Raw genomic sequence first — 22,805 nt, forward strand, 5'->3', positions numbered from 1 at the left:
CTTTTGACCTGCTCCGGCTAATCCTGGACATCCACTCTTTGACCCGATGACCCAAAAGGGTGGATGTCCAGGATTGGGGGGGTGTGTTATGATAAACGGGCTATGAAAAGACGGGGCTTCTGGTTTTCGTTGCTGATTCTGGCCGGCGGCATCGCGGCCGCCGCCTACGAGATCAAGACCGTGCCGGTCCGTCCGATCGAAAGCTACCCGGCCCGGGCGACCGTAGGCGGGGCGACCATCGCCGCCGACCCCTACCCGGACGACGAGAAATCGTATACCGCTTTCGACATCAAGGACCTGAACTCGCGCGGGTACAACCCCGTCCACATCATCATCCAGAACGGGACGACCGGCTTCCTCAACATCCGCACCCGGAACATCATCCTCATCACCTCCGCGGGGGAGCAGATCTACTCGACCCCCGGGACCATCGTGGTGGACGACGTGACCCGCTCCGGCCTGACCGCGAGGATGCCGGGGATCGGTTCCGGGGACGACGCGACCTCCACCCGCGCGGGGTCGCCCCTGTCCGATTTCACCTCCAAGGAGCTGATCAACGCCTCGATGGCGCCGGCGTCGGTCACCGACGGCTTCCTCTTCTTCTATAACCCGGACCGCAAGAAGAGCCTCTTCGAGGGGGCCACCCTCTACATCCCGAAACTGGAGGAGGAGGGGACGCGCAGGCCGGTCGGGCCCTTCACCATCCACCTCGGCCGGGCCGCGGCCGAATAGCCACCGGGCCGGGGCAAAAAAAAAGCCGCCCGCCGCCGGAGAGACCCATGCTCCGGGGTCGGGCAGCCGCCGGCCGCCTTGCCGCGCCCGTCGAGGGCGCGGGTTTATCTCCGCTTGATCCGGTACACCTCGGCGTAGATGCGCCGAAGCGGGGCCACGCAGTAGTGGTGGATCAGTTCCATGAAGTTGGCGGGGTCCGCGATCAGCTCCTCGAGCAGACTGTCCCGGATGCCGAAGGAGAGCCGCACGATGTCGGCCTTCCCCTCGCGCGTCTCCACCTTGATGCTCCCGGCGATGTCCTCCCCGAGGGTGAACACGTCGCAGTTGCGCGTCTTCCTGATTTTCTTGAAACCCTCGACGGCCTTCTCGCTGTTGGCCCGGTAGTAGTCGGCGATCCGCCGCGCCAGCTCGGCGTAGTCGAAATTCGGGACCTTGTTGTTGACGCTCACCTCGATGCCGCACTCCGCCTCGTCGGCCGTCACCGACAGGCCGTAGGTGAAATCGAGATCGCCCTTATCGAACTTGATCCTGTGCCCGTTTTCGTCGTGAAAACGCTTGAGCTCGGCGGGGCCGAAGATGTCGGGGTTTTCGGTCTTCTTTTCCGTTGTGATGTAGTAGTCGCTGACGCTCAGGTACCACTGGTCGATGATGGTTTCGAGCGCCTTGTCGATCAGTTCCGCCGTTTGGGGTGGGATGTTTTTCTTTCCAGACAAGCTTTTGATCCTCAGAAATGTGGGTAAAGGTCCAGCCGCCCTGCACTCTCCTGCGCCATGAAAAACGGGAGTATATCACGCCCCCCGGTCCGTGGGGAAATTTCTTGCCGGCATTTTGCCCCGCGCCCCATCCCCGCCCCCCGGGCCCGAACACCGATTGACAGCGACGGCCCGATCATGGATAATGCGACTCCGAAATGCCGACCGTGGGTGGTTAGCTCAGCTGGGAGAGCGCCGCGTTCGCAATGCGGAGGTCGGGGGTTCGATCCCCCCACCATCCACCATCGGCTACCCCGGATCCTCGCCTCTGCGATTTCCCCGACTAAGGTCTTGGTATTCTCCTCTGCCCATGCGGGTGCGCGAAACATCCATCGTTTTAGGACGTAGTAAATGTCCTCGGCACCCGCCCGGGCTTGCGCGCGGGCCGGGGACAGGAGGAGCATGGCGGACAAGGAACACCTCACGGTGCTGATCGACGCGCTCAGGAGCGCGGACATCGGGATCTGGAACTCCTGGCGCGCGGCACTCGCCGGGAGCCCCGACCTCAGGGGAGCGGACCTCAGGGGCGCGGACCTGCGCCGCGCCGACCTGAGGGGCGCACTCCTCGGGCGCGCCGACCTGCGCCGCGCCTCCCTTCTGAAAGCCGACCTGCGCCGGGCGGTCCTGCGCAAGGCGGACCTGTGCGGCGCCGTCCTGCGCAAGGCCGATCTCCGCCTGGCCGATGCGAGCGCCGCCCTCCTGCGCCGGGCCGACCTGCGCCGCGCCGACCTCTCCGGGGCCGACCTGCGGAGCGCGGACCTGCGGTGGGCCAACCTCTCGGGCGCCGTGCTGGAAACGGCCGACCTGCGCTGGGCCAGGCTGCGCGGGTCGATCCGGGCGGAAGCGTCCGAGGCGGACGGGGCGTCCAAGGCGGACGGGGCGGCCGCGGACTAGTTCAGTTCTTTCTGCGCGGCCGCGAGAATCTTTTCCTGCCCGATGAGGCTCCCCTTGTTCCGGGCCCGGTAGGCGATGTCGAGCTGGGTCTTCGCCCTCTTCTGGAAACGGTTCTGGATCAGGTGGCACTTGGCGAACGCCATCATCGCTTCCTCGATCTTCCCCTCGTTCTTGAGCGCCACCCCGAGATAGAGGTAGGCCTCGCCGAACTTCGGCCGCGCGCCGAGGGCCCGCTCCGAGAGGCCGCGCACCGCGATGGAGTTCCCCTGCTTGAGGAGCGCATCCAGGTTCTCCGTGAAAAGCCCGTCGGCGTAGGCCGTGAGCCGCGAGTCCATATCGGGCCGCTCCTTGTAGATGGCCGCGATCTGCTGTGCCCGCTGCGTCGGGTTTTTCACCGCCGCGATCGCCTGGAGGCGCTCGTAGTCCTCCGCGTACTTGATGTCATCGACGCCGGCTTCCTGGGCGGGGATGGAAGGAACCGCCGCCAGGGCGGCCACCAGAAGGCACGCGAGAGAGAGGATCCAGGTCCGAAGGGGATATTTGCTGTTGGCCGACATTAAATGAACCTCCCGTGGAAAGTCTATTTACAAATGGGAACCGGAATGTTAAATACTATCTTCGCCGGGGGCGCCTAGCTCAGCTGGTAGAGCACTGCGATCACACCGCAGGGGTCACAGGTTCGAGTCCTGTGGCGCCCACCACCCTTTTCCCGCCATTGTAACGGCCCTTCCCGATTTCCAAAAGCTTTTTCCTTTAGGCCGCCGGGGAGGCCCGGCCGGCGCCCCGCCGCCCCATTCACCGGCCGCCGGCTTCGGCACGCCCATCCACCGGCCGCTGGCTTCGGCGCGCCTTTTGGGTTATGGTAGTCGCACCGCGGCGCTTGCGAATCCCGGGGAGAGCGGATGGCCGAAATCGTTGGACACTACGAGATCCTGGAGAAGCTGGGGGAGGGGGGGATGGGCCTCGTCTACCGGGCCCGCGACACCCGCCTCGGCCGCGAGGTCGCCCTCAAGCTGCTGCCCGAGCGGCTGGCCGTCCAGCCGGCCTACCTGCAGCGCTTCAAGCGCGAGGCGCGCGCGGCCTCCTCGCTCAACCACCCCAATATCTGCACCATCTACGAAATCGGGGAGCACGAGGGGCGCCCCTTCATCGCCATGGAACTGCTCGAGGGGGAAACCGTGCGGCAGCTCCTCCCGCACAGGCCGCTCGAGGAGGACCGCATCCTCGCCCTCGGGCTCGAAATCGCCGACGCCCTGGAGGCGGCGCACTCGAAGGGCATCATCCACCGGGATCTCAAGCCCGCGAACATCTTCGTCACCCGCCGCGGCGGCGTCAAGATCCTCGATTTCGGCCTGGCCAAGCTGGCCGCGGCCGGCGAGGCCCCCGACCCCGCCGCGCAGGGGGACGAGATCTCGCCCGAGTACCTGAGCTCCCCGCAGGTGGCCATCGGCACCCTCCCCTACATGTCGCCCGAACAGGCGCTCTCGGAGGAACTCGACGGGCGCTCGGACCTCTTCTCGCTCGGCTCGGTCCTCTACGAGATGGCCACCGGCCTCCCGGCCTTCACCGGGAAGTCGCACCCCGTCCTCTTCCAGCAGATCCTGACCCGCGTCCCCGCCCCCCCGAACCGGCTCAACCCGGAGATTTCCCCGAGGCTTGCAGACGCCATCTGCCGCCTGCTCGAAAAGGACCGGGAGCTGCGCTACCAGACCGCGGCCGACCTGCGCGCCGATTTCAGGCGGATCCGGCGCGACCGCGAACTCGCCCGGGCGGTCCCCGGCGCCCCGCCCCCGCCCCCGGCCGAACCCGCCCCCGCCGCCTCCGGGCCGCACCGCCGTCCCTGGGCCCTCTTCCGGGCACAAGCCCGTCCCGCGGGGAGCGCGCCCCGTCCCGAAACGACGGGGCGCCCCCTCCCGGCCCTCCTCTCGCGCCTCCGCCGCCCGAAGACCGCCGCGCTCGCCCTCCTCGCCCTGCTGGCCCTGGCCCTTTCGGCCCTCTACCTCCTCCCCCGTCCGGTTTACCTCCCCTGCATCGAGTTCGCGGACTTCACGGGCGGCTCCGAATCGGTCGACGCCGATGTGGTGAGCTTCGTCCTCGGGCGCACCCTCTCCCAGTTCCCCGAGATCAGCGTGCTCGACGGCAAGGAATTCGGCCACCTCCTCCGGATGGAGCGGGCGCGCCGTCAAAGCGCCGGAGCCGCGTCCCTGCTCGAGCGCCTGCCGTGGCGCGAGCGGCGGCTGGAGCCCGCGGTGCGGGTCGGCGGGCACGTGAGCGACTCGCTGGGCCAGCTCGAGATCCGCCTCGACTGCCGCATCCGCGGCCGCGCGAGCGTCCAGGTCCGGCGTTTCCGGGGGGTCGACGACCTGCTCAACCAGGGGATCGACGAACTGGCGCGGTACACGCTCGAGGCCTACGCCCCCGCCGCGGCGGAGCGCCGCTACCGCGCCCGCCCCCGCGCCTACCGCACCGCGGTCGAGCTGCTCTCGCCGCGCTGGGACGCGCTGCGCCACTACCACCGCGGCGCGCGGGCCTGGGAGAGCTTCGACATGTACTCGGCCGAACGGGAGCTCCGCTCCGCGCTCGAGATCGACCCCAACCTGGCCCTGGCCCACCTCAAACTGGGCGAGGTCCGGATTTTCCAGAACCAGTGGGACGCGGCGCAGTCGGAAATCCTGGCCGCCCGGCGCCAGTCGGGGGCCCTGACCGAGGAGGACCAGCTGCGGGTGGAGGCCTTCCTGGCCCGTGTCTTCGGCCAGCCGTTCGACGAGCGCGTCTACCTGCAGCGCCTCATCGGGCTGCGCCCGCACAAGCGGGAGTACCTCTACGAACTGGCCGAGTCGTACTTCCACACCGCCGACGTCGACGAGGCGATCAGCCGCTACCAGGACGCGCTCAGCCTCGACGCCGATTACGCCCGCGTCTACAACCACCTGGCCTACTGCTACTCCTGGAAGGGGGAGCACGCCAGGGCGCTCGAGGCCTGCCGCCGTTACCTCGAGCTGGACCGGAGCGCCAACGCCTACGACAGCCTCGGGGACGCCCACATGCAGGCGGGGGAATACGAGCGCGCCCGGGAGATGAAATCGCGCGCCATCGAGATGGACCCCGACATCTTCTACGCCATCCGCAACCTCGCCTTCATCGAGATGCTGACCGGGCGCGGCGACGCCGCCCTGGAGCGGCTCCGGTCGATCGCCGGAGCCACCGACGACAAGGTGCAGATGGCGCAGTCGTACGCGGCGCTGGCCTACGTCCACTACCGCGCGGGGCGGGCGGCGGAGGCGCGCGAAATGTGCCGCCGCGGACTGGGGCTGCTCGGCTCGGTCCAGTACGACGCCCCCCACGACGAGCTGGTCTGGATCCTCGGCATGATCGAGATCGGCCGCGGCGACCTCGCGGCCGCGCGCCGCGCCCTGGGGCAGCTGCGCGATATCCTCGATTCCAGCTCCATCACCGCGATGAACTACAAGCCGGCCTACAAGTACTGGCTCTACCTGAACGCCCGCATCCTGGCCGAGGAGGGGCGCCGCGCCGAGGCCGCGGCCGCCGTCAACGACCTGGTCTGGATCCGGGACAAGCTCGGGTACTGGAGCACCCCGTACGACTGCGCCTTCTTCTTCGACCTGATCGGGAAGATCCACGAGCGGATGGGGCAGGAGGAGGAGGCCGAGCAGGCCTACCTCGACAGCCTCTCCTACAACCCCCGTTACGCCGAGGCCAGGCTGCACCTGGCCGAATTGCTGCAGCGCAAGGGGGCAGCGGAGGCGGCGCAGCGGGAGATGAGCCTGTTCTGGCAGCAGTGGCGGGGGGCGGAGGAAGACGACCCCCTCACCGTGGCCGCGCTCCGCGCCTCGGCCCTGATGGGGTTGTCGCGGCCGGACGCCGGAGCGCGGCGATGATCCGGGCGGTCCTGTTCGACCTCGACGGGGTGCTGTTCGACACCCTCGGCTACCACTGCCGGGCGTGGCGCCGGGCGTTCGAGCTGCGCGGGGGGACGATCCGGGACGAGACCGTTCTCCGCAACGAAGGGCGCAGCTCGGGCGACATCCTCCCCCTCCTGATGCGGGAATCGGGGGTGGAGATCCCGCCCGGGGAGCGGGAGGCGTTCCTCGAGGAAAAGCGCCGCTACTTCCAGGCCATCCTGGAGGTCCGCCCCTTCCCGGGCGCCCTCCGGGTGGTGCGGGAGCTGCGGGAGCGCGGATACCGCCTCGCCCTGGTCACCGGCAGCGACTCGCGCAACGTCCGCCTCCTCCTGGACGACGCGCTGCGGGAGTGCTTCGGGGCCGTCGTCACCGGCGACGGGGCCGGGCGCACGAAACCCGCCCCCGACCCCTGGCTCGCCGCGGCCCGCGCGCTCGATGTCGAGCCCCGCGAGTGCCTCGTGGTGGAGAACGCGCCGCTGGGGATCGAGGCCGCCCGCGCCGCCGGGATGACGTGCGTCGCCGTGCGGAGCACCCTCGGGGCAAAGTGGCTGGCCGCCGCCGACCTGGTCGTCCCCGAGATCGGCCGTGTCCTGGACCACCCCCTCCTGGCGCCCGGGGCGCGCGGACCGGAATCTAGCTCTTGACCACGTAAAGGTGGGGTTTCGCGCGGGAGCGGCCCCCGCCCCCCCCCTCGTCCCAGGGGGAGAGCGCCTGCGAGCGCAGGACCAGGTCGTAGGCCGAGTCCTCCACGATCCGTTCGTCCACGGCCGGGAGGCCGATCGAGGCGGCCAGCGACAGGGAGTGGCGGCAGAGCATGTTGACGCTGAGCGGGATGCCGCGCGAATACAGGGCCACCAGGTCGAGGGCCGCGGGGGTGAAGGCCCCCGGGGCGCAGCCGGAAAGCCGGAGCCGGTGGAGCACGTACCCGCGCGTCTCGGCCGCGTCCATGGGCGTCAGCCGGCAGTAGACGCCGATCCGCCGGCCGGGCGCCTCTTCCCCCCGCCCCGCGAGGCGGTCGGCCAGCCCCGGCCTCCCGGCCAGGATCACGGTCAGCAGCCGCTGCCGCCCGAGCGCCGGCTCCGCCAGCGCTACGAGGCGTCCGAGCGCGTCCCCGTCCAGTTCCTGGGCGTTGTCGACGATGACGGCCGCGCGCCGGCCCGCGAGGGCCCGCCGGACGAGCTCCCGCTCGAGGCGCCCCGGGGCGTCGGCGGCGGCGCAATCCCCCCCTTCGATCCCGAGGGCCCCCATGACGGCCCGCGCCAGCTGCCCGCTCCCCCTCGAGGGGCCGGAGAGGTGGACGAAATCGCACTGCCGCCGGAGGCTCCCCGCCAGGAAGGCCAGCAGCGTCGTCTTCCCCATTCCCGCCTGTCCCAGGAGCGCGGCGGCGCCGCGCCCCTCGCGCAGGACCGTGCGGAGCGCGGCCAGCACGTCCCGGTGCGCGCGCGTGAGGCAGTAGAGAGCGGGGTCGGGGGCGAAGCCGAAGGGGTCCGCGAGCCCCCGCGCGCGCCGGTCGCGCCCGCCGGGCGCCGCCGCGAGCCCCCGCTCGAGGAGCAGGGCGACGGAAGCGTCGGGCACGCCCTGCGCCCAGCGGGTGGCGAGCTGGAAGGCGCGGCAGAGGTAGCGGCGCTTCCCCGACTGCAGCTGCGCCACCGTGGAGCCCTCGGCGGCAAGTTGCTCCGCGTCGAGGATCGAGAGGATCCGGTCCCCGATCAGGGCGTCGAGCGCCTCGGGACGATCCGCCGGGTTCGGGTAGGCCAGGATCCTGACCGATTCCGGGTCGCCCGCCAGGGGCCGCAGGGCGGCGTCGAGCAGGATGATACCGTTCACACATCGCCTCCTTCGCCCCCCTTATCGGGCGGAAGGGGGGGACGGAATACTCTTTTGCCCCCCGATTCTTCTCCGCCGGCGGGCGCCCGCCCCCGTTATGCGCTACAATGGAAGGCAGGAAAGAAAGGGGCGCGCCCATGAAGAAAAAACCGCCGCTTGCCGCCGCACTCCCGGACCGGGCCGCCGTCCTCGAGGACTACCGCACCGCGTGGCTCGGCCGTTTCCTCAGCATCGTCGCCCGCCAGGAGGTCTTTTCGGGGAAGGCCAAGTTCGGCATCTTCGGCGACGGCAAGGAAGCGGCGCAGGTCGCCCTGGCCCGCGCCTTCCGCCCCGGCGATTTCCGGTCGGGCTATTACCGGGACCAGGCGCTGATGCTGGCCCTCGGGCTGGTCACCCCGGAGCAGTTCTTCGCGCAGCTCTACGCCCACGCCGACCCCGACGCCGAGCCCTGGTTCGGCGGGCGCCACATGACGGGGCATTACGCCACGCGGCTGCTCGACGCGGACGGCCGGTGGCGCCACCAGCTCGAGGGGGTGAACTCCTCGGCCGACCTCTCGCCGACGGCGGCGCAGATGCCGCGCCTGGTCGGGCTCGCCCTGGCCTCCAAGCTCTACCGCCGGCGGCCGGACCTGGGCGCCGGGCGCTGGAGCGACGGCGGCAACGAGATCGCCTTCGGCACCATCGGCAACGCCTCCTGCGCGGAAGGGGCTTTCTGGGAATCGATCAACGCCGTCGCCGTCATGCAGGCGCCGATGCTCCTGGCGATCTGGGACGACGGCTACGGCATCTCGGTCCCCAACGAGCTGCAGCTCGCCAAGAGCGACATCTCGATCATCCTCGAGGGCTTCCGCGAAAGCGCCGGCGCGGCCGATTGCGCCGGCTGCGGGATCCGCATCTTCCGCGTGTGCGGGTGGGACTACGCGGCGCTCTACCGCACCTTCCAGGAGGCCGCCGCGGCGGTGCGGCGCGACCACGTGCCCGGCATCGTCCATGTCACCGAACTGACGCAGCCGCACGGGCATTCCACCTCAGGGAGCCAGGAGCGCTACAAGCCCCCCGAGCGCCTCAAGTGGGAGCGGGAGCACGACTGCCTCCTCAGGATGCGCGCGTGGCTGATCTCCGGGGCGTTCGCGACCCCGGAGGAGCTCAACGCCATCGAGGGGGAGGAAAAGGCGCACGCGCTCGACGCGCGCGACCGCGCCTGGAGCGCCTACCGCGCCCCGCTCGACGCCGAGCGCGACCGGCTCCTGGGGCTGCTCGAGGCCGCGGCCGGGGAAGCCGCCGACCCCGGCGCGTTCGAACTCGCCGCGCGCCGGCTCCGGGAGGCCCCGCACCCGCTGCGGCGGGATCTTCTGGCCGCCGCGGCCGAGGCGCAGCTCCTCGGGGGGGAAGACCCCGCCCTCACGAGCTGGATCGCCGGGCAGAAGAAAGCGGCCGCGGAACGCTACGGGTCGCACCTCTACAGCGAATCGGCCCGCTCCCCCCTCCGCGTCACGCCGGTCCCCGCCCGCTATTCGGAACAATCCCCCGTCCGGCAGGGGTTCGAGATCCTCAACGCCTGCTTCGACGCCGCCTTCGAGCGCCACCCCGAACTCGTGGCCATGGGGGAGGACGTGGGACGGCTGGGGGACGTCAACCAGGGGTTTGCGGGGCTGCAGGCGAAGTACGGGGCCGACCGGGTCATGGACACCGGGATCCGCGAGGCCACCATCATCGGCCAGGCGATCGGCCTGGCGCTGCGCGGCTTCCGCCCGATCGCCGAAATCCAGTACCTGGACTACATCCACTACGCCCTCGAGGTGCTGTCGGACGACCTGGCCTCGCTCCGCTGGCGCACCCGCGGCGGGCAGAAGGCGCCCGTCATCATCCGCACCCGCGGGCACCGGCTGGAGGGGATCTGGCACTCCGGCTCCCCCATGGCGGGGATCCTCAACCTCGTCCGGGGGATCCATGTCTGCGTCCCCCGCGACGCCACCCAGGCCGCCGGCTTCTACAACACCCTCTTCCGGTCGGACGACCCGGCGCTGGTGGTGGAGGTGCTCAACGGCTACCGGCTGCGGGCGCCGCTCCCCGACAACATCGGGGAGTTTTCCCTCCCGCTGGGGGTGCCCGAGACCGTGCGCCCGGGGCGCGACGTGACGATCGCCACCTACGGCGCCTGCTGCGCCATCGCGCTCGAGGCGGCCGGACTGCTCGCGCGGGCGGGGATCGAGGCGGAGGTCGTCGACGTCCGCACCCTGCTCCCCTTCGACACCGAAGGGAGGCTCGTCGAGTCGCTCCGGCGCACCCACCGCATCCTCTTCGTCGACGAGGACGTCCCGGGCGGGGCCACCGCCTACATGATGCAGAAGGTGATCGAACAGCAGGGGGGGTTCGACTGGCTCCTGGCCCCGCCGCGCACCCTGCCGGCCCGGGAGCACCGCCCCGCGGCCGGGGGGGACGGCGATTACTTCAGCAAGCCGAACCGGGAGGAGATCGTCGAGGCGGTGCGGGACCTGGTGCGCTACACCTAGTTTTCGGTGAAGAGCAGGAGTTCGTCGAGCGAGCCGAGGAGACGGTCGGCCGCCTCCCCGAGGCCGGGGGCGGGAAAACCGCTCCGGATCCCGAAGACGCGCACCCCCGCCCGGCGCCCCGTCTCCATGTCGACCGGGTGGTCCCCGACGTAGCAGGAGCGCCGAGGGTCCTTCTGCAGCTGCCCGAGCGCCCTGAGCACCCCCTCCGGGTGGGGCTTGGGAAGGCGCACGTCCTCGCCGCAGACGACGGCGCCGAAGGAGCCGGAGAAACCGTGGGCGGCGATCTCGCCCTTCACCCGGGCGCGGGAGCCGCTCGAGACCACCCCGAGGAGGACCCCGCGCTCCCCGAGCGCGCGCATCACGTTCTCCGCCCCGGCGCGCAGTTCGGGCACCCGCTCCCCGTAGTGGCGGGTCCAGAGCTCCTCCGCCTCCGCCCACCGGCTCTCGGGGAGGCCCAGCTCGCGGTACATCCTCCTCCAGTCGGGGGTGAAGTGCCGGGCGTAGATCTCCTCGCTGAAGGGGACGCCGAAATGCTCCATGCTCCGGCTGAAGGCCTCGTAGCAGACGCGCTCCGAATGGACCAGCGTCCCGTCCCAGTCGAACAGGACCGTGTCGAGCCCCCTCACGCGATCATTTCGAGGATCCGGGCCACGAGTTTTTCGGCTCCCGCACCCACCTCGGCGATCCCCTGGGCCATCATGTAGCAGGGGGTGGTCACGATCCGGTTCTTTTCGTCGACGACGATGTCGGTCGCCTGCGCCTTTTTGTGCTTCGCCCCCATCTCCTCGAGCGCCCCGGCGGTGGCCCCGTCCATCCCGATGGTCAGCGTCGGGGAGAGTTCGCGCCCGAAAAGCGCGGCGAGGATGGTGGGGGCGATGCAGAGGGCGCCGATCGGCTTGCCCGCCCGGGCCAGTTCGCGCAAGAGCGCCGCCACGTCATCGTCGACGAGACAGTCGGCCCCGTCGACGGCGAAGGTGCAGAGGTTCTTGGCCGCGCCGAACCCGCCCGGGATGACGAGGGCGTCGATGTCGTCCGTCATCACCGTCTTCACGTCGCGGATCTTTCCCCGCGCGATCCGGGCCGCCTCCGTCAGGCAGTTGCGCGTCTCCTCCACGGGGGAGCCGGTGACGTGGTTCACCACGTCGGCCTGGTTCTTGCCCGGCGCCATGCAGAGGATGTCGGCCCCCATCTTGTCGAGAAAGTAGAGCGTGAGCGTCGCCTCGTGGATCTCGCTCCCGTCCTGCACCCCGCATCCGGACAGCAGCACTCCCACCGTTTTCCTTTTCATGATCCCCTCCAGGGTGATGGCTTCGATTTCTCCGGCGGCCCCGCGGGCCCCGATGACGGCCTTACCAAATTAAAACAAAAAGCGGCGCGACTTTCCACCCCTTCCGGCCTGGCGTGCCCGGAAAGGCTCGAAATCCGCGCCCCCCTGCGCTACAATCGCCCCATGCGCTTACGAATCCTCGCCCCCTTGCTCCCGCTCCTGCTTCTGATGCACCCCCCCGTGCCGGCCTCCGGGCAGCCGCTCGCGATCTCCGCGGCGGGTCCGCTCACCCCCGGGGAGGTCGTGCTCCTCAGGATCGGGACCCGGCTCGACTCGCTCGAGATCCGCGCCTTCGGCCGCTCCTTCCCCGCCTTCCCCGTCGACGGGGCCTGGAACGCCCTCGTGGGGGTCGACCTCGGCACGAAGCCGGGGACCTACACCCTGCGGCTCGAGGGGACGCTGCCGGGGGGCGAAAAGATCACGGGCGCCGACACCCTCACCGTGCGCGGGAAGAGCTTCCCCACCCGCCATCTCAAGGTCGAGCCGAAATACGTGACCCCGCCTGCAGCCGTGCTCGCCCGGATCGAGCGCGAGAGCGCCGAGGTGGAGGCCGTCTTCGGCGCCCTCTCCCCCGCGCGCCTCTGGAGCGGCCCCTTCGCCAAGCCGGTCCCGGGCGCGCTGATCAGCGAGTTCGGCAAGCGCACGGTCTACAACGGCCAGCCGCGCAAGCCCCACACCGGGGTCGACCTGCGCGGCGCCGCCGGCACCCCCGTCGCCGCCCCCAACGCCGGCCGGGTGGCGCTGGCCCAGGACCTCTACTACTCCGGCCTCACCGTGATCCTCGACCACGGCCTGGGCGCCTGCTCCTACCTGGCCCACCTCTCGGAGATGTCGGTCCAGGCCGGGGACGTCGTCAAGAAGGGGGAGATCGTCGGAAAGGTGGGCGCGACCGGCCGCGTGACCGGCCCCCACCTGCACTGGACCGTCACCCTCTCCGGCGCCCGCGTCGACCCGCTGTCGCTGATAGATGTGACGAGGTAGGCCGGGCTACCGGGTCTCCACCGTCTCCCGGGTGTGGGTGACGCGCATCCCCCCGTTCGGAGAGGGTTCCTGCACCTCGAGCACCCGGCGGGTCCTTTCGGCTCCCGCGGGAGCGCTCCGCTCGACGATCCGGCGCACCACCCGCACCCCCTCGCCCGGGGCGGCGGGACTCGCCTCCTCGCGGGTTTCGACCGTTTCCACACCCCCGTCCCCCAGCTCCCGCCGGCTCTGCCGGACCCGGCCGGCAAAGCGGAGCCTGCCTTCAAGGTCGGCATTGAAGATCTGGGCCTCCATCCGGCTCCGGCCGGCCGAATCCTTCCACTCCCGCGCCTCGACCTGCCGCTCGAGCCTGAGCCGGTTGTTCACGTCGTAGCTGTAGAGCGCCTCATCGGTGCGCGTCTCCCCCTCCGCCGCGGTGCTCTGGCTCACGCGCCGTTCGACGACGCTCCACTTACCCGACAGGTCGGGCTGGTAGCGCACGCGGTCGATCTCGACCGCCTCCCCGTCGCGCCGCTCGCTCTGGCGCACCCGCTCCCGCTCCTCCATGGCGCCCGACACGCCCGGGACCAGGGAGCGGAAGGTGACCTCGAACCCCTCCCCTTCCGGCACCGCCCGCTGCGTCTGCCGCTCGACCGCCCGCATCGCGCCGCCCGGGCCGGCCCGGGAAACGGTGCGGGTGGCGTCGTGACCGCCCCCCTTCAGCTCCCCGATCTCCTCGACGACGGTCTCGACCAGCCGCCGCCGCCCGTTGACGTCCTTCCCGTAGACGGTGCGGGTGACGCGGGTGGTGGCCCCCGACACCTCGCGCCGGACCTCGATCTCGACCGGGGGGCCGGTGACAACGGCCGCCTCGAGCGACTCCGCCCGGCGCGTGGCCAGGCTCACCCCCGCGGTCTCCCCGGCGGGGTCGATCCATCGAAATGCGGGTTTTTCCGCTTCGGCGGCAACGAGGGAAACAACAGAACAAGAGAGCAAAAGCAAAACGAGCGGTCGGCGCATGAAGCCTCCTCCTCCCCTAATGAAAATCCTATGGATGAGGAAAATCAATCCCAATCAGGAGGCGCGCTCGGCCCGGGCGGACCCTACGGCGGGCGCGGACGACTCGGGCGCGGACGACTCGGGCGCGGACGCCCCGGGCGCGGACGCCCCTGGCGCGCGTTCCACCAGGAAGAGGTTTTCGAGCGCGTCGGCCACGAGGTCCCTGGTCAGGCGCGGCTCGCGCCCCATGTAGCGGCAGGTGGCCTCGGCGTGCTCCACGATGAAGGCGGGGTGAAACGCCGCGCAGGAGCCGCCGTGGCGGGGGTAGAAATCCTCGAGCAGCCAGGAGAGGATCTCGTCCGGAAGGTCCATCTCCCTGCGCCGGCAGACCCCCTGGAAGATGCTGACGTAGTCGGCCATCGAGGGGGGGTCGAGATGGAGCTTGTACTTGACCCGCCGCATCAGCCCGGGGTCCATCAGCTCGCGGGGCGAGAGGTTGGTGGAGAAGATCACCAGTTCGTCGAACGGCACGTCGAACTTTTTTCCGGTGTGGAGCTTCAGGTAATCCACCCGGCGCTCGAGCGGGATGATCCAGCGGTTGAGCAGGTCCTTGGGGCGCACCAGCTGCCGGCCGAAATCGTCGATGATGAAGACCCCCCCGATCGCCTTCATCTGCGGCGGGGCCTCGTAGAACTTGGCCGTCTGGTCGAAATCGAGGTCGAGCATCTCGAGGGTCAGCTCCCCCCCGGTCACCACCACCGGGCGGCGGCAGCGGGTCCAGCGCGGGTCGGGCCTCTTCTTCAGAAGCTCGCGGTAGTCCCCCGCCCCGCTCTTCTCCTCCCGGATCTCCTCGTGCACGGTGGGGTCGTAGACGCGGATCACCTGCCCGTCCACCTCGACGCAGTGGGGGATGAAGATCGGCTGCGCGAACGCCCGCCCGATCGCCTCGCTGATCGAACTTTTCCCGTTGCCGGGGGGGCCGTAGATCAGGAGCGACTGCCCCGAATTGACCGCGGGGCCGAGGCGGCGGATCACGCTCGCGGGAAGCACCAGGTGGGAGAGGGCCGAAGCGAGCCGCTCCATCGAAATCTGCTCGTTGGCGAGGCCCTGGCGCACCACCTGCTCCTGGTACTGGGCCAGGGGGACCGGCAGGGGCCCCACGTACTCGCACTGGCGGGCCGATTCGATGGCGAGGTCCCGAGCCGCGGTCGTGAGGGAGTAGCGGGCGACGCGGGAGTCGGCCCCCTCGAACCCCTTGATCTCGATGAACCCCTGCTGCTTGAGTTTGCCGAGCAGGTCGTCGACGATCCCCTGCCCCAGCCGGAGCTGGGCGGCGATGGCCACGTTGGTCTCGAGCCCCAGCAGGTACATGCTCCGAAACAGCAGGGCGCTGACGAACTTCACGTTGAGCCCGGTTTCCTCGAGCCTGGCGGGCATGGGGGGGAAGAAATCTTCGGCGATCGGGTCCATGGTCTCCTCGGCAATAAGCAATTCCCTAGCCTCATCGGCCGCGCCGGCGGGGGATTTACCGAAAAACGCCGGGGCCACCCGCCGCAATTTTCCTTGATCCCCGGCGCCAAACCCCATAGTATGTTTGTTTTCAACCATCAGCGGGCTTTCGAACCCTATGGCGCTCCTGAGAAGAAACAACCGCACCCTCCGCCTGAAGGCCGTCCGCCTCTACCTCCTGGCGGTGCTGGTGGCCACCCTCGTCCTGCTCGGCTTCAGCGTGGTCTCCCTCTACGAGCAGCGGCTGCGGGCCCGGGAACTCTCCACCGCGAACCTCGACGACGCCGGGGAGCGGCTGGCGCGCGAAATGGAAGGGCGCATCGCGCTTTTGGCCGAGGACTGCCTCGACCCGCACGCCCTGGGGATGCTGCGCTACGACCCGCGCAGGGCGGATTCGCTCGAGGAGCTCGCCCGCTACCGGGAATTCTTCAACCGGCGCCGCGACCTGCACCCGATCGCGCAGAATTTCTTCCTCTTCGAAGGGGCGCGCCAGGTCTTCCCCCGCCTCGCCCTGCCGCCAGAGGAAACGCCGGAGGAGATCGCGCCCTTCCATGCGGGGCGGCAGAACGCGGCCTTTTTACGCCTCCTGGCCGAAGGGGAGCAGCTGGAAAAGAGCAGCGACCGGGCCCGGGCGGTGCAGGCGTATCGCCAGGCCGAGGCCCTGCCCGTAGCCCCCCGGCTGCGCGGGACGGCGCTCTACCGCGCCGCCCGGGCGCTGCGCCGCGCCGGGCGGGAAACGGAAGCGCGGGAGGCGCTGCGGCTCCTGGTGAGCCGCTACGGAGACGCTTACGACGGCTCCCAGCTCCCTTTCGTCCTCGGCGTGGCGACGAGCGAAGACGCGCCGCTCCTCGAGCACCCCCTCCCCACCGTCCACGACCTCTACCACGACCTGCTCGAGGGGCGGTGGGAGCTGTCGGCCGCCCAGCTCGAGCGCGTCCTCCCGAACCTCGAATCGCGGCTGGGAACGGGGGACACCTACCGCACCGACTCCTTCTTCCTGGCGGGGATGAAAACGGCCGCCGGCATCCGGTCCCATTTTTCCCCCGAGCGGCTCGAGCAGCCGAACCGGACCTACCCCCAGGCCTTCCACCACCAGGACACCCCCTACCAGGTCTTCATGACGCGCCTGCCGCAGCCGGGGGGGGAGGATCTCACCGTCGGCTTCTTCCTCTCCTTCCGCTGGCTCGAGCGGGGCCTGATCCCGAGCTACGCCCGGCAGGGGGCCTTCGAGTCGCTCCGCTCGGCCGCGCTGGTCGACTCGCAGCAGCTCGCGAGCCTCGGGCGGGAGGAGGGGGAAACGATCGCCTCCTTCCAGAACCTCCTCCCCTACTGGAAGCTGCGGGTGGTGTCGGACCCCGTCCCCGCCGGCTCCGGATCGCGGCGCGAACTCTGGTTCATGGCGCTTTCGGCGGTGATGTTCGGCCTGATCCTGGCCCTCGGCCTCTTCCTCTTCATCCAGGTGTCGTGGGACATCCGCTCCTTCCAGCTCCGCTCCGACTTCGTGAGCGGGGTTTCGCACGAGTTCAAGACCCCGCTCAGCCTGATCCGCCTCTACAGCGAAACGCTGGCGGACGACAACGGGGAGTTCGCGCCCGAGGACCGGAAGAATTACCTCAGCATCATCGCCCGCGAGAGCGCGCGCCTGAGCCGGCTGATCAACAACGTGCTCGATTTTTCCCGCCGGGAGAAGAACCTCCCCCCGCCCGCCATGCCCGAGGGGCAGGTCGAAGAGGCGGTGGCGCAGGTGGCCCAGGATTTCAGCGACTACCTGTTCATGAAGGGATTCGAGCTCCGCCTCTCGATCCAGCCCGGCCTGCCCCCGGTGCGGCACAACCCGGAGCAGGTCTACCAGATGGTGGCGAACCTGATCGACAACGCGCGCAAGTATTCGGGCGCCTCCCGCCTGATCCGGCTCAACGCCTGGCGCGAGGGGGACGAGGTGGTCGTGGAAGTGCAGGATAACGGGATCGGGATTTCGGCCGAAGAGAAGAAGCGGATCTTCGACGCCTTCTACCGGGTCCCGGGGACGGCTGAAAAAGGAGGGTGCGGCCTGGGGCTCTACCTCGTGGCCCAGGTCATGAAAGACCACGGGGGGAAAGTCGAGGCCGAGAGCGAGGTCGGCCAGGGGAGCCGCTTCCGCCTCCGCTTCCCGGTGGCTAAAGCACAGAAGACCAGGATCACGGCTGTCGAAGCGCGGCTGAAACGGGGGCTGGAAAGCTAATGATCAAGATACTCATCGTCGAAGACAACGCCGAAATGGCCATGGGGCTCGAGCTCAACCTTAAAAAAGAAGGGTACAAGGTCCTCAAGGCCGCTACCGGGGAGGAGGCGCTCAAGCGGGTGTTCCAGGACGGCCCCGACCTCATCCTGCTCGACGTCATGCTTCCCGGCATCAGCGGGCTGGACGTCTGCCGCGAGCTGCGGCAGCGGTCGGTCTCGACCCCCATCATCATGCTCACGGCCAAGGGGGAGGAGCTCGACCGGGTGCTCGGGCTCGAGATCGGGGCCGACGACTACGTCACCAAGCCGTTCGGCGTCCGGGAGCTGATGGCCCGCATCCGCGTCTGCCTGCGGCGCCAGTCGGCCCAGCCGCAGCTGTCGCGCTACCGCTTCGGCAACGTGGAGATCGACTTCGACCGCTACCGCGCCACCATCGGCGACCGCCACGTGGAGTTCACCCAGAAGGAGTTCGACCTGCTCAGCTACCTGATCCACAACCGCGAGGTCGTCGTCAGCCGCGATCGGCTGCTCAACGAAGTCTGGGGCTACGACAGCTACCCCACCACCCGCACGGTCGACACCCACATCCTGAAGCTGCGCAAGAAGATCGAGGAAGACCCCTCCAACCCCAAATTCATCCTCTCCGTCTACGGCGGCGGGTATCGGTTTGTGGGGTAGGGGCAAACCCATGTTTTCTTGACTTCCGGCCGCTAGATAGGATATTCACCAAGCGTAGGCAACTATATCTGATTCAAGCAATTACATAAACGCAATCGATCCTCCGATGCTCAATACAGGCAAGCCGATCCCATTCCGGAATTTTGCGCTTTTCCTCTTTATCCTGTTCAACTGTATTGTCCTCATAACAACCATCCGGATCTACCAGGCTAACTACAGCCATTCTAACGGTATACTTCTCCCCAACAATACGCTGGTGGGGGGAGACTTCATCTGCTTCTACGTTGCGGGGGAAAACGCAAAAAACAATATCCATCAACTCTACGATTTCGAGGCATCGCATCAGCGCCAGCGCCAGATTGTCGGAGACAATCCGGTTGAGGAACTTTACCTCCCCTTCGCCTACCCCCCCCTTGTCGCAAAACTCTTCTCCCTTTTTTCATGGCTTCCGTTCCAGCAGGCGTATTTCGCATGGCTGGTGTTTTCCCTGCTGCTTGCGGGCAGCTCCATTGCTCTTATCCTCTCGCACACCCCTCTTTCAAATCAGATGAAGTCGCTTTTCTTTCTCTGCGCGATAGCCTTCGTCCCTTTTTCGGTCAACTGCCTGGCGGGTGGTCAAACGTCCTGTCTCGGGTTATTGATGTTTTCCCTGATCTATCATTTCCTTAAAAACAACCGGGATTTTCTTGCCGGAGCGGCGCTCGCGCTCTCCTACTATAAGCCCCCACTCTTTCTCATCTTTTTGGTTTTTGTCTTGCTAGAGAGGCGCTGGCGCATGCTGGCCGGCTTCGCCACTGTGGCAGTTGTTCTGATTTCAGGCAGCCTTCATATGCTGGGTTTTGACGGGTTTCTTGCCTATCTGAAAACGGCCTCCCAATATGTTTATGGACAGGAATTGCTGCAGGGGGTTCAACTGCCACCCGATCAGGGAGTCGGCCTTTTTGCCTTGATCACCCGATTGTTTGCTCGCACCCCCGCTGCTGGCAATGGTTATTTTGTGCTGTTTGGGGCGATGCTTGTAGCCTTGAGTCATTTTTGGGTGAACGGGAAGACTGGAAGGGAGAGAAAGAGCAAGGATTTTGACCTTCAGTTTTCCCTGCAGGCCGCACTATCGGTGATGTTTTCGGTTCAACTGCTCTATTATGACCTTACCCTTCTTCTCGCACCCATGATCATCTCGGCAGCCTGGATTCTTCGAGAAAGGATAAACAAGGGGTATCTGCTAATCGTGATGGGAATAATCGGCCTCTACCTGGAGTTCTTCTTTCGTTCCAGTCTTAGCCGTTTCGAACCCTTCAAGATGGCCCCCGTAGCCCTGTTTCTCTTTTGCATCGGTCTTCTGCTGGTCCTGTGTCGAAAGCAGACAAATTACCAAAGCGACTACGGCCAGTAGCGGACCATCCCCAGCTTTTCAAGTTTCTCGCTTTTGTACCTCCCCATCCGCCAGTACAGCGGAAGCGGAATAATCGAAGACAGCATCATCACCCCATCCGTCCAGGGGTTGACGGTCGTTGACGAAGATGACGTGTAACGCACAGGTATTCGACGAATTTCCAAGTTATATTTAAGAGCAACGTAGAGCAATTCAACGTCGAAGCCAAAACCCTTCAGCCGGAGCTGTGAAAAAAGTTCTTCAGCCACATCCCCCCTGAATGCTTTGAACCCGCACTGGGTATCGGGAACCTCACCCGTGATCGCAAGCCTTATAAATGTTGAAAATATTTTGGATGCCGCATTTCTCAGCCGGCTTACATCATCAAAATAATTCGATCCGGGGAGGGTCCGGTCACCGATCACCAGATGATAATCGCGGCGATTGATAAGCTCCATCGCCAAAGGAATGGCTCTAAGATCATAGGGAAGATCGATATCAGTGAAAATCCTGCACTGGCCGCTTGCCACAAGCATTGCGCGCGCGACGGCGCTCCCCTTCCCTGCATTCCGGTCATTTCGCAATACACGTAGCTCCGGAATGCTCAGTGCGGATAATATTTCAGAGGTCCGATCAGCGCTCCCGTCATCAACGACGATGATCTCAAACGACCGGCTGCAGGAAGTCAAAAACCGCTGGACGGAACTAACGCTGTTTTCTACGCAAAACGCCGCATTGTAGGCGGGAAGGATCACCGAGACTTCGACGTTTTTGGGGAAAATTCCAGGCATAGCAGTCTCAATCAATCGGCGTCAGCCGTTCCCAGAGAATAGACCGGGAATCCTCAAATATCTTCTTCCAGTTTCTAGAACGCCCTATCCTGCCGACCAACCCTTTCCCTTCGTCCGATTCCTGCGGTTTCTCCAGCAAGACATAACGAATCTTGGATTTTTTCAACCTATCTTCCCAATCGGAATCCTCGTAAATCCGGAAGTAGGCACGCACAAACTCCTCCCCATACAAATGCACTCTTCCATCGAAAAACACACGCTGCTGGGGCCAGAGTCTCCAGAGCAAATAATCCCCGTAAATCTGCGGATGAAAGGTATTGCCCTTCAGATTATGTTCCTCAATGTAATCAGCTGCTCCCACTGGAGTCTGACTGTCGAGCAGACCCTCACCCTGCAGATTCCGCCACAATGGAGATTTGACCAACACCAGAAAAACCAAAAGTCCGGCAACCGCGAGGTTGATTCTTTGAACATTTCCTGAACCTGGGGACAAGGAAAACAACGAGTTTCTTTTAAGATCGGATCCCCAGCAAACCAACATTGATTTCCATGGAATCGAGGGAAGATGACGTGCCAGAATCGGTGTGGCAATCAATTGAAACCAGGCGCAGTTGCGCATTGCAGTGAGGCCGAACAAGGCAAATCCCGTAAACAGAATTAAATCAATCATCCGGGGCTGTTTCTCAGAAAGAATAAGCGTGATCGCCGTGAGGAAAAAGGGGAAGAAAAATAATAGAATCCCCGTAAGTTCCATAATATGTGGAGGTTGCCATTCAGACACGAACAGCCGCGAAGAGGCGTCGTTAACAACCGTGCCAATATATCGATAGATCCCGTAGCCCTCGGGATTGGCGAGCGTAGCCACAAGAGACAACATGAAGGCGGCCCCAAGATGGACAATTCTTCTTCGATCGGCGTATTCACCCGCCACGGTGGTTACCCGCAGATGAATGGCTTCCACGGCAAGGAAAATGGCCATGAGTCCCAACCCCAGCACAAAAGCGCCATGCAGGTTGACCCAGGCTACCACCAAAATAGGGAGCCAATAGATTCGTTTGAAACCTCCCGCGTCCCAGGAACTGAGAATCCAATAAAACAGGGCAAATAAAAGAAAAGAGAAAATCTGTGGCCTGATGTTTACCGGGAGGCATACGGCCACGACCATGGTGGCGAACACACTTGCCCATGTACTATGCGACAGGCTCCGGCTGATGCGCCATAGAATGAAGATCACGGCGAAGAAAACGGCCGTATTGAAAAGGAGCAGAATCTTCTCCCCGCCAAGCGCATAAACTGCATAAAGAATGGTTTCTGCCAGCCAGTTTTGAACGACAAAGACCTTCCCCGCCGCAGTAAAGGAAAATATGTCGGTTCGGGGGATGGCGCCATTTTCTAGAATGACCTGCCCCATTTTCAGGTGCCACCAGAAATCAAGAAGCGGAAGGTTCTCTCGGAAGCATTTTTGTATGATGAAGAAAAAGGGGATGCTGTACCAGAGCTGCTCCCTAGTCGGCGACAGACGTTTCAATAAGCCTGATAGTTGCATAGTCAAACCTCATGATCCCCGGCCCTGGACAAAACATTCAGGTCCATCAAAAGCGATCGATCCGGTAATACCGCCGTGACACGCAAATGTATCGACCCAATTGCCTATGCTCTTAATATTTTCGCGAAAGTAAAGAAGAATCACGGTCCCGATGCCGATGAAGTGTCCCAGAAAGCAGTTTCGGCGATATCGCTGGGCTGAAAGGGCGGGCGAAGTGATCTTTTGAGAGTTCCTGCCATTTACAATATTTGACATTCGGTTGACATTTTTTTTTGTGACCGGGTGTAAAGTTGCTGCACCCCTCACTGTTATTTGATTTAGCCTATGCTGCATTTCCAAAGGTTTTGATTGCCAGCACAAACAACAAAGGAGAAACAACCATGCTTTCACTGTATGCGAAATATCTGGATCTCAAAACGAAACTTACCCGGGAAGAAGAAGGGCAGACCGTGATCGAATATGCCCTGCTGCTCGTGCTGATCGCGCTGGCCCTGCTTGCCGCCAACCCGAACATCACCAGCCAGCTCAGTGCTGTTTTCTCGAGAGTGACCTCAGGACTCGCGATCACCTAGACCTAACAAACCTTCGGGGGGGTGACGGGCCGGGTCGGTCGTCACCCCCCGGCTTTTCTCCTGCTAGTCAAAATGGAACGACCGACTCCGAATTCGTAGGCCGTGGGTTACACTACGGATCGGATAAACCAACGTAGTGCAGAGCCACATACGAAAGGAGCCGGTCATGAAAAAGATACGATTTATTGGC

General features: G+C 65.9%; 19 protein-coding genes and 2 tRNA genes. 12 read left to right on the top strand and 9 right to left on the bottom strand.

Annotated features, from left to right (window positions below; genetic code table 11):
• Window positions 1-102 precede the first annotated feature (102 nt).
• Window positions 103-732 (top strand): hypothetical protein, encoded by a 630-nt coding sequence (locus GXY47_07675; GenBank protein NLV31023.1) that lies wholly within the window; start codon window positions 103-105, stop codon window positions 730-732.
• A gap of 104 nt (window positions 733-836) precedes the next feature.
• Here GXY47_07675 and GXY47_07680 read toward each other — a convergent pair whose 3' ends face one another.
• Window positions 837-1,445, bottom strand: a complete 609-nt coding sequence (locus tag GXY47_07680) for a hypothetical protein (GenBank protein NLV31024.1) — start codon at window positions 1,443-1,445, stop codon at window positions 837-839.
• 208 nt (window positions 1,446-1,653) lie between these two features.
• Between GXY47_07680 and GXY47_07685 the strand changes: the two genes are divergently transcribed.
• Both GXY47_07685 and GXY47_07690 read left to right on the top strand, forming a co-directional pair.
• Window positions 1,654-1,729, top strand: a tRNA-Ala gene (locus GXY47_07685).
• A gap of 157 nt (window positions 1,730-1,886) precedes the next feature.
• Window positions 1,887-2,378 carry a pentapeptide repeat-containing protein gene (locus GXY47_07690; protein ID NLV31025.1) on the top strand — a complete coding sequence of 164 codons (492 nt, stop codon included), beginning with the start codon at window positions 1,887-1,889 and terminating at the stop codon, window positions 2,376-2,378.
• Here the strand turns inward: GXY47_07690 and GXY47_07695 are convergent.
• Window positions 2,375-2,935: a hypothetical protein gene (locus tag GXY47_07695; protein NLV31026.1), complete on the bottom strand. Its 561-nt coding sequence runs from the start codon at window positions 2,933-2,935 to the stop codon at window positions 2,375-2,377. The two genes, GXY47_07690 and GXY47_07695, sit on opposite strands and share 4 nt — an antisense overlap.
• Window positions 2,936-3,003: 68 nt before the next feature.
• On the opposite strand from GXY47_07695, the gene GXY47_07700 reads away from it, so the two are divergent.
• From GXY47_07700 to GXY47_07710, 3 genes are all read left to right on the top strand, one after another.
• Window positions 3,004-3,079, top strand: a tRNA-Val gene (locus tag GXY47_07700).
• Window positions 3,080-3,280: 201 nt separating this feature from the next.
• Window positions 3,281-6,277: a protein kinase gene (locus GXY47_07705; GenBank protein NLV31027.1), complete on the top strand. Its 2,997-nt coding sequence runs from the start codon at window positions 3,281-3,283 to the stop codon at window positions 6,275-6,277.
• Entirely contained in the window at window positions 6,274-6,945 is a 672-nt protein-coding gene (locus GXY47_07710; GenBank protein ID NLV31028.1) for an HAD family phosphatase, read from the top strand. The genes GXY47_07705 and GXY47_07710 overlap by 4 nt, the downstream gene beginning before the upstream one ends.
• On the opposite strand, the gene GXY47_07715 is transcribed toward GXY47_07710, so the two are convergent.
• Window positions 6,935-8,128, bottom strand: a complete 1,194-nt coding sequence (locus tag GXY47_07715; GenBank protein ID NLV31029.1) for an AAA family ATPase — start codon at window positions 8,126-8,128, stop codon at window positions 6,935-6,937. The genes GXY47_07710 and GXY47_07715 overlap by 11 nt on opposite strands.
• Before the next feature lie 137 nt (window positions 8,129-8,265).
• On the opposite strand from GXY47_07715, the gene GXY47_07720 reads away from it, so the two are divergent.
• Window positions 8,266-10,641: a transketolase gene (locus GXY47_07720; GenBank protein ID NLV31030.1), complete on the top strand. Its 2,376-nt coding sequence runs from the start codon at window positions 8,266-8,268 to the stop codon at window positions 10,639-10,641.
• Here GXY47_07720 and GXY47_07725 read toward each other — a convergent pair.
• Complete coding sequence (locus GXY47_07725) at window positions 10,638-11,267, bottom strand: HAD family phosphatase (protein ID NLV31031.1); 630 nt, start codon at window positions 11,265-11,267, stop codon at window positions 10,638-10,640. The genes GXY47_07720 and GXY47_07725 overlap by 4 nt on opposite strands.
• On the bottom strand, window positions 11,264-11,929 hold the full coding sequence (elbB, locus tag GXY47_07730; GenBank protein NLV31032.1) for an isoprenoid biosynthesis glyoxalase ElbB: 666 nt from the start codon (window positions 11,927-11,929) through the stop codon (window positions 11,264-11,266). The genes GXY47_07725 and elbB overlap by 4 nt, the downstream gene beginning before the upstream one ends.
• A 162-nt stretch (window positions 11,930-12,091) precedes the next feature.
• Here elbB and GXY47_07735 point away from each other — a divergent pair, with 162 nt between their 5' ends.
• Window positions 12,092-12,949, top strand: coding sequence for a M23 family metallopeptidase (locus GXY47_07735; GenBank protein NLV31033.1), 858 nt, complete (start codon window positions 12,092-12,094; stop codon window positions 12,947-12,949).
• 6 nt (window positions 12,950-12,955) lie between these two features.
• Here the strand turns inward: GXY47_07735 and GXY47_07740 are convergent, their stop codons facing one another.
• The gene (locus tag GXY47_07740) at window positions 12,956-13,948 is read right to left on the bottom strand and encodes a hypothetical protein (protein ID NLV31034.1); all 993 of its coding nucleotides are present in this window, start codon (window positions 13,946-13,948) and stop codon (window positions 12,956-12,958) included.
• A gap of 54 nt (window positions 13,949-14,002) precedes the next feature.
• Entirely contained in the window at window positions 14,003-15,397 is a 1,395-nt protein-coding gene (locus tag GXY47_07745) for a hypothetical protein (protein NLV31035.1), read from the bottom strand.
• A gap of 157 nt (window positions 15,398-15,554) precedes the next feature.
• Between GXY47_07745 and GXY47_07750 the strand changes: the two genes are divergently transcribed.
• From GXY47_07750 to GXY47_07760, 3 genes are all read left to right on the top strand, one after another.
• Window positions 15,555-17,657, top strand: a complete 2,103-nt coding sequence (locus tag GXY47_07750) for a HAMP domain-containing histidine kinase (GenBank protein ID NLV31036.1) — start codon at window positions 15,555-15,557, stop codon at window positions 17,655-17,657.
• Window positions 17,657-18,334: a response regulator transcription factor gene (locus GXY47_07755; GenBank protein NLV31037.1), complete on the top strand. Its 678-nt coding sequence runs from the start codon at window positions 17,657-17,659 to the stop codon at window positions 18,332-18,334. Before GXY47_07750 ends, GXY47_07755 begins: the two co-directional genes overlap by 1 nt.
• Window positions 18,335-18,440: 106 nt before the next feature.
• Entirely contained in the window at window positions 18,441-19,727 is a 1,287-nt protein-coding gene (locus GXY47_07760; protein ID NLV31038.1) for a DUF2029 domain-containing protein, read from the top strand.
• Here GXY47_07760 and GXY47_07765 read toward each other — a convergent pair.
• Complete coding sequence (locus GXY47_07765) at window positions 19,715-20,497, bottom strand: glycosyltransferase (protein NLV31039.1); 783 nt, start codon at window positions 20,495-20,497, stop codon at window positions 19,715-19,717. The two genes, GXY47_07760 and GXY47_07765, sit on opposite strands and share 13 nt — an antisense overlap.
• Window positions 20,498-20,504: 7 nt before the next feature.
• The gene (locus GXY47_07770) at window positions 20,505-22,043 is read right to left on the bottom strand and encodes a hypothetical protein (protein NLV31040.1); all 1,539 of its coding nucleotides are present in this window, start codon (window positions 22,041-22,043) and stop codon (window positions 20,505-20,507) included.
• Window positions 22,044-22,423: 380 nt separating this feature from the next.
• On the opposite strand from GXY47_07770, the gene GXY47_07775 reads away from it, so the two are divergent.
• On the top strand, window positions 22,424-22,615 hold the full coding sequence (locus GXY47_07775) for a Flp family type IVb pilin (protein ID NLV31041.1): 192 nt from the start codon (window positions 22,424-22,426) through the stop codon (window positions 22,613-22,615).
• The last annotated feature ends 190 nt before the right edge of the window (window positions 22,616-22,805 follow it).

It is taken from the genome of Acidobacteriota bacterium (assembly GCA_012729555.1).
Lineage (GTDB): Bacteria > Acidobacteriota > UBA6911 > UBA6911 > UBA6911 > UBA6911.

Bases quoted from the DNA above. Each gene is read 5' to 3' on its own strand.
- GXY47_07675 (NLV31023.1), top strand. From the start codon at position 103: ATGAAAAGACGGGGCTTCTGGTTTTCGTTGCTGATTCTGGCCGGCGGC.
- GXY47_07690 (NLV31025.1), top strand. From the start codon at position 1,887: ATGGCGGACAAGGAACACCTCACGGTGCTGATCGACGCGCTCAGGAGC.
- GXY47_07695 (NLV31026.1), bottom strand. From the start codon at position 2,935: ATGTCGGCCAACAGCAAATATCCCCTTCGGACCTGGATCCTCTCTCTC.
- GXY47_07705 (NLV31027.1), top strand. From the start codon at position 3,281: ATGGCCGAAATCGTTGGACACTACGAGATCCTGGAGAAGCTGGGGGAG.
- GXY47_07710 (NLV31028.1), top strand. From the start codon at position 6,274: ATGATCCGGGCGGTCCTGTTCGACCTCGACGGGGTGCTGTTCGACACC.
- GXY47_07720 (NLV31030.1), top strand. From the start codon at position 8,266: ATGAAGAAAAAACCGCCGCTTGCCGCCGCACTCCCGGACCGGGCCGCC.
- elbB (NLV31032.1), bottom strand. From the start codon at position 11,929: ATGAAAAGGAAAACGGTGGGAGTGCTGCTGTCCGGATGCGGGGTGCAG.
- GXY47_07735 (NLV31033.1), top strand. From the start codon at position 12,092: ATGCGCTTACGAATCCTCGCCCCCTTGCTCCCGCTCCTGCTTCTGATG.
- GXY47_07740 (NLV31034.1), bottom strand. From the start codon at position 13,948: ATGCGCCGACCGCTCGTTTTGCTTTTGCTCTCTTGTTCTGTTGTTTCC.
- GXY47_07745 (NLV31035.1), bottom strand. From the start codon at position 15,397: ATGGACCCGATCGCCGAAGATTTCTTCCCCCCCATGCCCGCCAGGCTC.
- GXY47_07750 (NLV31036.1), top strand. From the start codon at position 15,555: ATGGCGCTCCTGAGAAGAAACAACCGCACCCTCCGCCTGAAGGCCGTC.
- GXY47_07755 (NLV31037.1), top strand. From the start codon at position 17,657: ATGATCAAGATACTCATCGTCGAAGACAACGCCGAAATGGCCATGGGG.
- GXY47_07760 (NLV31038.1), top strand. From the start codon at position 18,441: ATGCTCAATACAGGCAAGCCGATCCCATTCCGGAATTTTGCGCTTTTC.
- GXY47_07765 (NLV31039.1), bottom strand. From the start codon at position 20,497: ATGCCTGGAATTTTCCCCAAAAACGTCGAAGTCTCGGTGATCCTTCCC.
- GXY47_07770 (NLV31040.1), bottom strand. From the start codon at position 22,043: ATGCAACTATCAGGCTTATTGAAACGTCTGTCGCCGACTAGGGAGCAG.
- GXY47_07775 (NLV31041.1), top strand. From the start codon at position 22,424: ATGCTTTCACTGTATGCGAAATATCTGGATCTCAAAACGAAACTTACC.